Annotated in this window: 11 protein-coding genes; 3 read left to right on the forward strand and 8 right to left on the reverse strand. The window is 57.8% G+C overall.

Annotated elements, in window-relative coordinates; all coding sequences use genetic code 11:
• Positions 1-491: 491 nt before the first annotated feature.
• Positions 492-653: a hypothetical protein gene (locus tag ACVWY8_RS07035; protein WP_457393835.1), complete on the reverse strand. Its 162-nt coding sequence runs from the start codon at positions 651-653 to the stop codon at positions 492-494.
• A gap of 153 nt (positions 654-806) precedes the next feature.
• Between ACVWY8_RS07035 and rnc the strand changes: the two genes are divergently transcribed.
• Both rnc and ACVWY8_RS07045 read left to right on the forward strand, forming a co-directional pair.
• Positions 807-1,529, forward strand: a complete 723-nt coding sequence (gene rnc, locus ACVWY8_RS07040) for a ribonuclease III (RefSeq protein ID WP_011432396.1) — start codon at positions 807-809, stop codon at positions 1,527-1,529.
• Positions 1,526-1,753: a hypothetical protein gene (locus ACVWY8_RS07045; protein WP_414349981.1), complete on the forward strand. Its 228-nt coding sequence runs from the start codon at positions 1,526-1,528 to the stop codon at positions 1,751-1,753. The genes rnc and ACVWY8_RS07045 overlap by 4 nt, the downstream gene beginning before the upstream one ends.
• A 73-nt stretch (positions 1,754-1,826) precedes the next feature.
• On the opposite strand, the gene ACVWY8_RS07050 is transcribed toward ACVWY8_RS07045, so the two are convergent.
• From ACVWY8_RS07050 to ACVWY8_RS07060, 3 genes are all read right to left on the reverse strand, one after another.
• On the reverse strand, positions 1,827-3,080 hold the full coding sequence (locus ACVWY8_RS07050) for an AI-2E family transporter (protein ID WP_457393640.1): 1,254 nt from the start codon (positions 3,078-3,080) through the stop codon (positions 1,827-1,829).
• 159 nt (positions 3,081-3,239) lie between these two features.
• Positions 3,240-4,148 carry a hypothetical protein gene (locus ACVWY8_RS07055; RefSeq protein WP_457393638.1) on the reverse strand — a complete coding sequence of 303 codons (909 nt, stop codon included), beginning with the start codon at positions 4,146-4,148 and terminating at the stop codon, positions 3,240-3,242.
• Positions 4,149-4,471: 323 nt separating this feature from the next.
• Positions 4,472-5,545 carry an OmpA family protein gene (locus ACVWY8_RS07060; protein WP_457393636.1) on the reverse strand — a complete coding sequence of 358 codons (1,074 nt, stop codon included), beginning with the start codon at positions 5,543-5,545 and terminating at the stop codon, positions 4,472-4,474.
• 349 nt (positions 5,546-5,894) lie between these two features.
• On the opposite strand from ACVWY8_RS07060, the gene ACVWY8_RS07065 reads away from it, so the two are divergent.
• Positions 5,895-6,425: a hypothetical protein gene (locus ACVWY8_RS07065; RefSeq protein ID WP_011432401.1), complete on the forward strand. Its 531-nt coding sequence runs from the start codon at positions 5,895-5,897 to the stop codon at positions 6,423-6,425.
• A 103-nt stretch (positions 6,426-6,528) separates the two neighbouring features.
• Here the strand turns inward: ACVWY8_RS07065 and ACVWY8_RS07070 are convergent, their stop codons facing one another.
• From ACVWY8_RS07070 to ACVWY8_RS07085, 4 genes are all read right to left on the reverse strand, one after another.
• Positions 6,529-6,732 (reverse strand): hypothetical protein, encoded by a 204-nt coding sequence (locus ACVWY8_RS07070; protein WP_041436260.1) that lies wholly within the window; start codon positions 6,730-6,732, stop codon positions 6,529-6,531.
• Between the two features lie 178 nt (positions 6,733-6,910).
• A complete protein-coding gene (locus tag ACVWY8_RS07075; protein WP_414522697.1) occupies positions 6,911-8,314 on the reverse strand; it encodes a 1-acyl-sn-glycerol-3-phosphate acyltransferase in 1,404 nt (467 codons plus the stop codon).
• A gap of 134 nt (positions 8,315-8,448) precedes the next feature.
• Entirely contained in the window at positions 8,449-8,901 is a 453-nt protein-coding gene (locus tag ACVWY8_RS07080) for an AbrB family transcriptional regulator (protein ID WP_011432404.1), read from the reverse strand.
• A 565-nt stretch (positions 8,902-9,466) separates the two neighbouring features.
• Positions 9,467-12,232, reverse strand: a complete 2,766-nt coding sequence (locus tag ACVWY8_RS07085) for a cation-transporting P-type ATPase (protein WP_457393634.1) — start codon at positions 12,230-12,232, stop codon at positions 9,467-9,469.
• Positions 12,233-12,293: the final 61 nt, after the last annotated feature.

Here is a 12,293-nt window from a genome sequence, read left to right on the forward strand (position 1 = left end):
GGCATTCGTGGCGGGTGGAGCCTTTCGCCAACTGGAGAGAGACTCCAAAACTTAAAAGCAGGAGGAGCTGAGGGCGACAAACTTCCCATCGGTGGTCCACCCCAGCAACATTGGCTCCTGCGGTTGAATGGCCCGTCCGGTGAGAGCACAGCATTGGGCTTGGTGGGCCGTGGCCGGGAAGCTGGCCCGAATATCCTCAGGACTGAGGGCAGCAGCCCCTTGAGAGCATGCCTCTAACCCCCAAAACCCTGAACTTTGCTGAATTTACTGAGCTTTAGGCGGTTTGGCAAAAGTCATTGAGAGGGATATAGTAGACCAAGTTTCCCCCTGATCCTTAGAGTCCACCGCAACGGTTGCCGGGAAGTGAAGGGGGAAAGCGCTCGGGGGGTATTCCTCAGGGCTTTGCGGGATACCGCCTTCCTGCTCAGAGATAGGCAGGATGCGATCGCTTCTTTCCTGAACCATGTTCAGGAGAGTTCAGCGTGAATGTATCAGTGACGCAGGACATAACTCCAAAGAATTTCCCGTATGAGGGCCTGGTAACCCTGATTTCCGGCCAACGCCTTCAGTCGCTGCTTCAGCTCACGTTCCAGCCGAATGCTGGTCACTTCCATCTGGGTCGTGGAAATGGGGGAATGGGCGCGGATGGGCATGCAGGGATCCTCCCTCGAAAAGCCTATACTACTTTTGTAGCATAGCTAACTTCTCGCCCGAGCGAGGATCCCGGCCTGGGTGAGATGGCTCAGGTCAAAATGGGCCTAAGCTGTGCAGTTCTGACCGCTAAGGCAACGTCAGCACCTGAGTGTATGGTTGAGTTGATCCCGCCCCGTCGCCGTGCCTTGGAGCATTTGCTGGCCCGCCTTGGATTCAGGGATCCGGCTTTGCTGGAACAACTGCGTTGGGATCTGCTGGATCAGGCTCTGATTCACCCTTCTCTGGATGGCCGACGGAACAACGATCGGCTGGAGTTGTTGGGGGATTCTGTCCTGCGAATTTTGGTTACGGAATTCTTGTTTCAGTCCTATCCCCATCTGTCGGTGGGAGAGCTGACCGCGATTCGCTCCGACCTGACCAGCGATGCTTACCTGGCAGAACTGGCGGATCTGCACGGCTTGGATCGCTACCTCGAGGTGGGATCCAGCTCGCAAAACGACTTGGCCGGGCGGGGTCGGCGGCTGGCGGATGCTTTCGAGGCTCTCCTGGGAGCCTTTTATCTCAGTTGGGGTATTTACACGCTGCCCAGGCTGCATCCCTGGCTGGATCCCTACTTACACCGACGAGTGGAGCAATGGTTCCAAGACCCCACTCGGCGCAACCCCAAAGCAGCCTTGCAAGAACTGACCCAACGCCTTTGGGGTAGCCTGCCCGAATACCGCCTGGTGGCCGCCCAGGAGCATCCCCCTCATTTCACCATGGAAGTTTGGGGGCAAGGGCGGTGCTGGGGCCGCGGTGAAGGTCGCTCGAAAAAGGCTGCGGAAATGGCCGCCGCTGCTCAAGCCTACGAACACTTGCAGTCGGAGAAGACATGAGAGGCAACCACCGCTACGAGTTGGCCAGTTGGTTGTTTTTGCTGGGGAGCAGCCTGTTTGCGGCGAGCGAGGTGATGACCTTGGGTAGCGACCCCCCTCCGTGGGATCCAGCAGCTCCAGCCTTTCTCAATCTCAAGGTTGTCCAAACCCTGCTGGGGATAGGAGCCAGCCTCCTGTTCGTCGTAGGTAGTGCTCTGTTCATCCTCGATGCCCGTCACCGCTGAGATGCGCCCCTTATCCAGCAACCACAATAGCCCTTCTCCGAGAGCGGAGAGAGGCGAATAGATGAGAAGCTTGCTAATAGGGACTTCTTCCGGCTACAGGATCGGCAGGCGAGAGACTTTCTTCCTGTGGCAACCCTTCCGGCTCGTTTGACGAGTCATTCGGACCAGAGGAAAAAGATGGCTCTGGGCTGCTCGCGTCGGCAGAATCCATCCCCGGCAAAGCCAAAGAACCAGCAGCCTCGGTGGCCCGAGCATACAGCCTGGCTCGAACCTCTGCCTCCTGCTTGGGCTTCAGATAGAGGTTCTCCAGCAGCACCGCCATACCCGCCACCCACGGGGGGACGATCACCGCCCCAACAATACCCAACAACTGGGTGCCCCCCAGCACCGCCAGCAACTGATACAAGGGCTTCACCCGCACCGAGGATCCCACCAACAGAGGATCCAACACATAAGTTTCCAGGTTTTGAACGGCAACATATAGGATCAGCACCCACAAAAAAGTCCAGCCCCCCTGCACAATCGCCACCACCAAGGCGGGCAGGGATCCCAGTACTGGCCCGATAAAGGGAATCAAGTTGGTAAACCCGGCGATCACCCCCAGCGCCAGAGCGAACTCCGACAGGCCCAGAAAGCGAAGCGAGACGGTGATCATCACACCCAAAATGGCAGAGACCAGCACCCGCCCCTGAATGTAGCCCCCCATGCGCTGGGCCATCGGGTGTACCTGCTCAGCAAGCCGCTCATTCCAGGGATAGGGAAACAACTCCACCAAGCCCCGCACCAAGTCAGAGCCGCTCACCAGCATGTAGCCGGAAATGAAGAGGGTCAGCACCATGGTCAGCAGACCGCCCAGCAAACCGCGGGTGAAGTCGAAAGACTGCACCAGCACCCGTTGTCCCGAGCGAACTGCCCAGCTCATCAACGACTGAGGGTCGAGCAACTGGTTTAGGTAGTCCAGCGCCGCCGGATCCACCCCCGCCAGATCGGCAATCCAGGTATCCACCAACAGTTGCAACTGCTCCAGATAGAAAGGCAGCCTCGTCAGCAACCGCTGGGTCTGAGTCGCCACCGTCGGGCCAATAAGCAGAGCCAAGCCGGCAATCCCGGCAATTAAGCTCAAATACACCAGCACAACCCCCAGCCAGCGGGGGATGCGTAATCGCTCGGCCAGATCCACCAGGGGAGCCAGCGCTGCCGCCACCACCACCGCGATCATCACCGTCAGCACCAAGCTGCGCAGTTGCCACAGCAGCAACAACAGCATCCCTGTGGCCACCACCAGGGCTACAGAGGATACGGAGATGGCCAGTTGTCTTCGGCTCATCACTTGGCTGGGTTCTCTTCAGGGGGGCGTTCAAGCCCCCCTAGGTAACAGATGGCTCTACCATCCTGGCCTGGCTTGGACGAACTTGCCAAATGCTCCTGGGCAAAGACCCCAAACCCAGCGCTTCAGATCCTCAGCAAAAACCCCGCCAGAGCTGAGCTACCGCAACAGTTCCCTCCGCACCGCTTCTACATATTCCAGCAGCCCCGGGGATCCCCCGCCCGAAACCTGCCACAACATCAAAGCGCTACCCAAATCGGAAGCGGCACCAGCCCTATCCTCTCCCTGGTAAGCGCGCGCCATACCGCGGTGGTAGTAACCTTCAGCCCGCTGGGGCTGCACCTCGATAGCCCGGCTGAAATCCTGAACGGCCAAATTGAAGTCGCAGATGCTGGCCCACATCAGGCCGCGATGGACATAGGCCTCGAAAAGATCGGCAGCACTTTGATTTTGCTTGGCCAGCTCAATCGCCAGATGCGACACATCAAACGCCGATTCCAGATGGCCTTGTTCGGCCCAGATGCGAGAGCGGATCAAGTGCAATTGCGGGTTGTGATAGGCAATCCGATCCAGAGGAGACAAGGTTGCCAGAGCCTGCTCAGGTTCTTGCAAACGCTCGTGTTGGATTTTGGCCTTGAGCAAATAGGCTTCAGCCAGATAGGGATCCAAAGCAATGGCAATATCCAGATCCCGCAGAGCGGAGCGCATCAGGTAAGCAATGGCAGAAGCATGCTCCGGCTGCGGTAAAGCAGCAGGATCCTCCTGAGACTGACGCCAGAAGTATTGCGCCCGTTGCAGATAAAGTTGCGCATTTCCCGGCTCCTGCTGGATGAATTGGGTTAGCAGCGCCAGCTCATTGGGAACATCCGCCTGAGCAGAGAATGGAGAAAGGGTAGGATCCTGACGCCGAGGCCGTGCCGACAGGGCAGGGCTTGGGTTGGAACGGCCAACACCCCCGGCGGGCTGGGGAGCTGCCTGCTGTACCAGCAACTGATGAGCCTGCTGCTGGTGAGCTAGAGAGCGCTGCTCAAGCTGCTGTACCCGTTCTTGCAGCTGGGCTTGCCGCATGAGCCAAGATCCAGAACCTGCTTCATCTTCAAACAAGGCCTGGGATGAGGGCAGGGAGTGCTCCCAAGCTTGTAGAGAAACCTCAGTGACAGGACTCTGGCTCTTACGAGATGAGGTCAACCAGCCACCTTCGCCAATCAAAAACGGCAAAGACAGCAAACCCAACAGCGCCGAGCCGGAGAACAAAAGACTGGGCCTAAGCATGGATCCCACCCCTTGAAATAGCTTAGAAGTAAAGAGTTGCCTCTAAACTAGTTCGCCGCAGCCGCAGTGTCCAGAGTTTCGGCGATGCTTGCCCTGAGCCAAAACTCAGAAACTCTCCCCTAGGGGATTCTGCCACCCGCCAGATCCACCAACTCCACGCGGCGATTCTTCGCCCGGCCTTCCTCAGTGGTGTTGCTGGCCACAGGAGCAGAGAACCCCACACCAACCGGATAGAGTCGACGTTGCTCGATACCCAGCTGAACCAACCGGTTGACAACCGCCTCGGCCCGGCGCCGCGAGAGACCTAGGTTGTAGTCGAAGCTACCGGTTGCATCGGTATGACCGACCACGAGGATGCTGAGGTTGGTGCGCTCGCGCATCAGCTTGGCGATCTCGGCAAGGGTGGGCTCGGCAGCCGCTTCGATTTGATCCGAGTCATAGGCAAAGAGAATGCCGTAGAGGGCGATCCGGCCATCGCGGCTGATGGCTTGATTGATCTCGCCGCTTGTGATGCTTTCAACCAGCTCCAGGCGTTGCTGGCGGGGCTTGACATCGACGACATCCACTCGCCCCAGAGTAATCCCGGTCGGGATCTGCCCACTGCCGCGGGTGATCTCCCAGTCATCGGTATTGACCACAAAGTAGGCGCTCACGAATCGCTCATCGCCTTCGGGCGACTTGCCACGTGCAGCCAAATAGGCAGCAGTGTTTTCTCTGGCGTTCTGAAACGGCCACTGGGCCCGTTCTTCCGGCGTGCTGTAGGTGCCCTTCATATCCAGGATCTCGTCAGCAATCTGGTTGTTGTAGCCGAGGGTCTCAATCTCCTCCCCCAACCCGGAGAAGAGGATCTCAAAGCCGGACTCTTTCAGTTCGGTTTCGTAGTTGAGCAGCGCCTCAAGAGGGGCAACCCGCTCCGGCAGTCGGTAATAGGTCGTGATGCGACGCCCTTCGACAGTTTGAGACCGGTACGGCTGCACAGCTCCCATCGCGCCACTGAAGACGATTTTTTCAAGGGCTAACTTAAAGCGGTCGTAGTCGGCCTGCGATTGAAACACAATGCTGGATCCTGCGAAGCGCTTAAGCCCTGGGGGATCCGCTGTCCCTGGCAGATCGGCCCGAGCTGGCCCCGCCTGGACAAGCAGCGCTGTTAGCACAGCGAAGGCAAAACGCTGTAAATCTGCGCGAAAAGACATAGCCACTCCCTAGTTTTTCCAAAATCTTTACGGGGCCAATGCCTAGAAGCTTAGCTCAGAAATGCAAAGGGATTAAGGGCAAACCTTTCTTTTAGTGTGTTAGTTTACGAACCATTGTTAGTACTTAGGATATGAAGCACTTAAAAATTAAGAGAAAATGCTAACCCGTAGTCGAGCTGAATATTCGAGACAATGCTCTGGCGCTCCCAGCTACCAAGGCGAACTCAAAAAGCGTTCATAAGCATTCATACCCTTTGTAACAGATTGCAAGCAAACCTTCACAAACAGATCACTGCACCCCAGAGTTAGATTTTCTACAGGAGCAGAACCGGGAAGTGCCACCCTTACCTTGGTTCAGTTCGACTCCCAGGATCCCTATGAAGTCATTCACCGCTTCAAGCCAATTGCCGAGGTCCCTGAGCTGACCCGCGAGACCTACGTGCCGCGAGCTTCTACTCCCTTGCTGGATGCCATGGGGCGCGGCATCATCGACCTAGAAAAGAGCCTCAGCGAACTCAGCGAGGCAGATCGCCCGGCCAAGGTTGTGATGGTTGTGGTAACCGATGGGCAAGAGAATGCCAGTCGCGAGTTCCGCAAAGAGCAAATTGAGAAGATGATCAAGGAAAAAACCGAGAAGGAGAGCTGGCAGTTTGTCTTCTTAAGCGCCGATCTGGCTGCCATTGGGGATGCCCAAACCGTTGGCTTCGCTCCCAGCGCGTCCTTGCTATATCAGAAGTCTAAATTGGGCAGCGCAGGAGCGTGGACTTCTCTCTCTCGGCGCACCTCCGAGTACCGATTGGCTGTTCGCCAGAGGCTTATGTTCCTTGATGAAGACCGACAGCATCCCGACGATCCGAACAAGGGCAAGGAAGAAAGCTAATCCCTCTGCGGATAGGGCTTTGTGGGCAGGTTGACACGGGAAGCCCCTCGGATCCAGGGAAAGGGGAAGTATTGCAATGACCTCTGGGCCAGGGGGGATCCCTTCAGCGCCGTCGTCTGGAGCAGCGACGCAGTAACCAACTGGCGGCGGCCCGGTCGCCTTCATCCCATGCCAACCGCTCCACGGCCACCATCACCATCGAGGTGATCACAGCTTCACTTAAATGGCGAGAACGCAAATGCTGCACGGCTGAAGTGGCGGCCTCCAGGTCGCGTCTGCGAATGGCGCGGAGCAGCTCATCAGACATAGACCAAGCCAACGAGCCTCACTTCCTTTCTGCCCCCTTTCTACCCCAAGAGCCAGAAACTTCCCCTTTCCTTCACCTGCTTGTCAGATAATGCAAAAGTTCGTCTTACTTTCACGAAATATCTCACAAGATGTCTCAGGAATTGTTACACTTTTTGCCCCTGAGCCGACTAGGCATGTCAGACAGCAGGGAGGACCGCAGGGGAGCACGGGATCCCTTTGATAAGCCGCTCCATTTCTGCTTGTAAATCTTGGGTGAGGGCTTGTACGGCTTGTCGGCGGTTGGCCTGGTAGGCGGGCCAGCGTTCGGAAACCGAGAGGGGATCCCCAATGCTGAAACGCGCCAGGCGGGGGCCCAAGCGGGGGGGAGCAGTTCCGACGGGATTTTCTCCTTTGATCCAAGCCAGCAGACTCCAGAGGCGCAGGGCGGTTTCCGCCAACTCGTCTAGACTTAGACTGGGCTGCTCGGGCATGGGGCGCACCGCAAACACCATCAAGGTTTCCGCCAAGCGCATGTGCCAGAGGTGAAAACTGGCCTCAGCAGCCACTCGATTGGCCAGCCCCCTCTCCAGAGCCGAGAGACCAGCAATATCGGCAATATCTTCGCGGTAGATCCAGGCCCAGCCCGCCTGTTCGATGCGGTGCCGCCGCTCGATTAAGTCTCCCTGGGGCTCCAGACCAAAATGCTGCTCGGCCACGCGCAGGGCCAGATCCGATAAGCTTTGAAGACGCGCCAACAGATCCCCCTCTTTAACTTGGGCTCTATCTGCAGCAGGAAGGGCAGGGGCATAAAAGCGCTCATAGAAGGTCTGCACGACTTGCAGCAGGTGTTCTCCCAAGCGAAGGATACGGGCCAGCAAAAAGGCCTGACTGGCATGGGTTGAGCGCGGGGGTGGCAGCTTGCAATCGGCCTCCATGCGGCTGAGCAATCTATTCAGAGCGGCACTGGGATCCCGCAGGTAAGAATAGCGAAGGCCCACCGGCAGGATCAGCACCTGCTCTGGCCGTCCCGCCTTGTGCAGATCCTCCACCGCCCAAAAGCTCATCTGGGCTACCCCCGGCTCCAACGGGTTGAGAAGACTGCTCATGCCGTTGATCGTCCCTTCTGGAGCTACCGCCAGCGGATATCGGCCCGATACAAACTGCTCACGAGAACTTTTTAGCCCTGCCCGATCCAGACGGCCTCGCAAAATCGGGATCCCGCCCAAGCGCGGCAAGCCCCAACGGGCAACGGATCCCAGCCACAGAGGTAGGCCGCGGTCGTAGACAAACAAAACGTGGGGCCGGCCCCGAAAGCGGATCCCCTGGCGTTGGGCCACCTGCGGCAGGAGATGGGCGAACAAGTACATCAAGCAGGGGGGATCATCGAGGGTCGGGTGTCGAAACGCCACCAACAGGCGAATCTTGCCCGCCTCAAACTGCTGATAAAGCTGAGCCAAACGCTCTCCCCCCTCTACTTCAACGCGAGGGATCCCTTTGGTCCATCGCAACCAAAGGGGCAAGCCTGCTTGAGCGAAATGAACGACCCAAGGCGTCAATCGCGGCGGCAAAAACTTGAGGGGTGGCTGAACCTTCTGTTGCATAGGGATCCTTATCTAGGGTCAGCAAGAGGGTGAACCTAGGCTTTGGATCCCATCTTAAAGAGGGCAAGGCAAGAAGAAAGCCACACAGTGACAGTTCGTCAACTGGATCCCTTCTCCTCAACCCCAGGAGAGGTTCAAGCCCCAGCAGTTTTTTTTCGGCGACCGCGAGTCGCTTTGGGGGAAGCTTCTTTACTTGGGGTTGACTCCTCCACCACCTGGCCGTTTAGCACTTGCTTGAGGTGAATGTGCTTGTAACCCAGCTGAATCTCGAACTCATCCCCAGGCTTGAGATTCATTTTTTCGGTGTAGGCCGACCCAATGATCAACTGCCCATTTTTGTGGACGCTGACTCGAAAGGTTGGTTCACGACCGCGCTTGTCTCGGCTGGAACTTGGGCTGAGACTCAGACCTTTTGCCGCCAGCACCGCGTCATAGAACTCATTCAAGTTGACGCGAGGCTTGTTGGTCTTGGTCATGGTTACATAGCCACATCGCTTTGCCGTTTCTCGGCGTGGAAGATGCCCCAACGCTTCGACCTTCTGGAGCAGAGCCTTCCCGGTTAAAGGTTGTGGTGGTATATCTGACATTTTTTAATGTCCTACATCCTTCTCTTAAGATCATACCCTTGTGATGTACTCCTGCAACCGAAAGTCTGAGACTTTTTTGAAGACAGGTTTTTCTCTTGTTCCTTGAGCCAGCAGCTCCGAAGGAAAAACCTCGTCTCCCTCAAGAGGTGTTCCTACCCTTGCCAAAAGGTGATGGGGGCAAAAAGAACTCAAGCCCTGAAGAGTGCTGGGGCTTTTGTGGATGGAGCTGACAAAAGATCGCCTTGGGGGTAGTACCGCGGTGTAGATCCGACTCACCGCTTTCTACAGCCTCATCCCCACTCGTCGGCTGCCCCAAACTCTGATCACAGCCAGAAAACAGGCTCGACTTTCCAAAAAACCGCCGCTGAGATGGTGATTGCCTTGCGCAAATCGGTCGAAAAGACAGCCAGAGCGGTGTGAAGCTGGATGCCATCAGACCTAGGCCAGCAGGCATTTTTATCTCTTGGCAGAGGCCGGCTACATCTGAGTAATGGCTGAGGGATCCCCTCTTCGGCACTTCTTCAGATGGGAGCGCAGTGAGCGCGAGTTGCCCAAAGCAAGTTATTTATTCAGGATCCACTCGATTGGCCACCGCTGAGACAACGATGAGTGGCAAGCTCACCAGCAAACAAAAGCCCCATTGCTCCCAAGACAGGGGTGCTGTGTCGAAGATAATGTTGAACAGGCTCCACTGGCTGAAGAGGATCTGCAGCAGGATGGCTGCCCCAATGCCGATGGCAATGGCCGCTGTGTCCATGAGGCGCTCATGGCGCTCCAATTGGCTGGCACGTCCACGACCCAGCAGGGTAGGAATGGCTTGGCTGAGGCTGAGCAAATAGAAAATTCGCCCGATCACCAACGCTTGGATGGCCATGGTGCGGGCCAGGTTAAGGTTGCCGGTGGTTTGTTCGATGTATTCAAAAACCCCGAAGATCAAGATCCAGTTGAACACGGACACCAGCAGGATGCGCTGCAGCAGCCTAGGAGAGAGCAAGTTGGCCTCCGGATCCCGCGGCGGGCGGGTCATCTCTCGGCCTGTGCTCGGCTCAAAGGCAAGAGGCACCGTCATGGTGATGGAGTTGATCATGTTTAGCCACAGCACTTGAATGGCCAAGATAGGGAGCTCGCGGTTGAGCAGCACGCTGAGGAGAATCGTCATCGATTCCCCCCCGTTCACCGGCAGGATGAAGGCAATGGCTTTGAGCAGGTTGTTGTAAACCGTGCGCCCCTCCTCAACGGCTGCCTCAATGGAGGCGAAGTTGTCATCGGTCAGGATCATGTCGGCAGCAGCTTTGGCCACTTCGGTGCCGCCTCGCCCCATGGCAATCCCCACATCTGCTTGCTTTAGGGCCGGAGCGTCGTTGACGCCATCGCCGGTCATGGCCACGATCTGCCCCCGCGCTTGCAGAGCTTCCACCAGGCGCAGCTTTTGCTCTGGCACCACCCGTGCGAAGACGGATCCCCGATTGGCAGCTTCCACAAATTCCTCCGGGCTGAACTGCTCCAGATCTCGACCGCTGTAGGCTTGCACAGGTTTTCCACCCCCCAGGCCCATCTGCTCGGCAATGGCCTGAGCCGTGAGCACGTGGTCGCCGGTGATCATCTTCACCTGCATCCCAGCCGTTTGACAGGAACGCACGGCGGCAATGGCCTCCGGCCGCGGCGGGTCAATCATTCCCTGCAAACCGAGGAAGATTAAACCCTCCTGCAGATCTGGGTGATCCACCCGAGTTTGGCTGCTGGGGACGGTTTTTTGGGCAAAGGCCAGAACTCGCAGCCCCTGCCGTGCCAAGGCCTCCACCTGCTGGCGAATCCGCTCCTCTTCCAGAGGCTGGATCTCCCCCTGGGATCCCATCTGGCTATGGCAGCGGGACAAGAGAGCCTCTACGGATCCCTTGACATAGAGGCAATGCTCTTCTGGCCCCAGCCGGTGCAGGGTGGCCATGTACTGAAACTCGGATTCAAAGGGGATGCTGTCCAGGCGAGGGCGGCGGCGCTGCAGTTCTTCCAGATCCAGACCCCCCTTCTGGGCTGCCACAAGCAGAGCCGCCTCGGTGGGATCCCCTACCACCTCCCACTGGCCGTTGTCTTTGGGTTGCAGACGGGTGTCATTGCAGAGGCAGCCGGCCAAGAGACAAGCCTGTAACGCCAGCAGCCGCTCCACTTCCACTGGATCACCCCCCTCCTGGGCCAGGATTTGTCCCTGAGGACTGTAGCCACTGCCCGTAACTTGGTAGAGCTGGGATCCGGCGTAGATGGCCTGCACCGTCATCTGGTTTTCCGTGAGGGTGCCGGTTTTGTCAGAGCAGATCACCGTGGCACTGCCCAGGGTTTCCACTGCCGGTAGCTTGCGAATGATGGCGTGGCGTTTTGCCATGCGGGAAACCCCAATCGCCAAGGTTACAGTGACTACCGCCGGCAAGCCTTCGGGGATAGCACTCACCGCCAGCGCCACTGCCGCCTCAAAGACACTGGCCGCCCCCTGTCCCTGAGCCAATCCCACCAAAAAGGTGAGCCCGGCCAAGCTGAGGATGATCCTGAGCAGCATGAGGCTGAATTCCTCGAACTTGCGTGTTAGGGGAGTTTGCAGGGATCCCCCCTTTTCGACCAACTCCGAGATACGGCCTGTTTGAGTCTGGTTGCCAATGGCCACCACCACCCCTGCTCCTTGGCCGAAGGTAACAAAGCTGCCGGCATAGGCCATGTTCTGGCGGTCGGCTAGGGGTGTGTCTTCCGCCAGGGATCCCAGCCGTTTTTCCACCGGCACCGACTCTCCGGTCAGGGCCGATTCATCCACCTGCAAGTTGCGCACGCTCAGCAAGCGCAGGTCGGCGGGCACCTTATCTCCCGAACTCAGCAGCACCACATCCCCCGGCACCAGCTCCCGCGAGGGCACCCGCAGTTTTTGCCCCTCCCGGATGACAGTAACCTCCGTCACCACCGACTGGGCCAGGGCGGCGATCGCTTCCTCCGCTTTGGACTCTTGGATGTAGCCGATGAGGGCGTTGATCACCACCACCGCCCAGATCACGATGGCATTGCGCCAGGATCCCAAAAACGCCTTGACCGCCCCGGCAACCATCAAGATGTAGAGCAAGGATTGGTTGAACTGCTGCAGAAACTTCACCCAGGCCGGGGTAGCCGCCTTGGCCTTTAGCTCGTTGGGGCCATATTGCTTCTGCCGCTGGATCACCTCAGCTTGAGACAGACCCCGTTCCAGAAGCGCCGCCAGAAGCAGATCCACTGCAACGATTTGGCGGGCAACTTCCTCTTCGGGCAGGGCGTGCCAGGGAGCTGCCGGCAATGAGTCAGGGGAGACGGATTTTGCCATCGCAGGTCTCTAGTTGAATCGCAACAGAACTTGAAAGCCAGCCGTGAATTCAACGGCAAAT

The organism is Thermostichus sp. OS-CIW-32 (assembly GCF_054060415.1).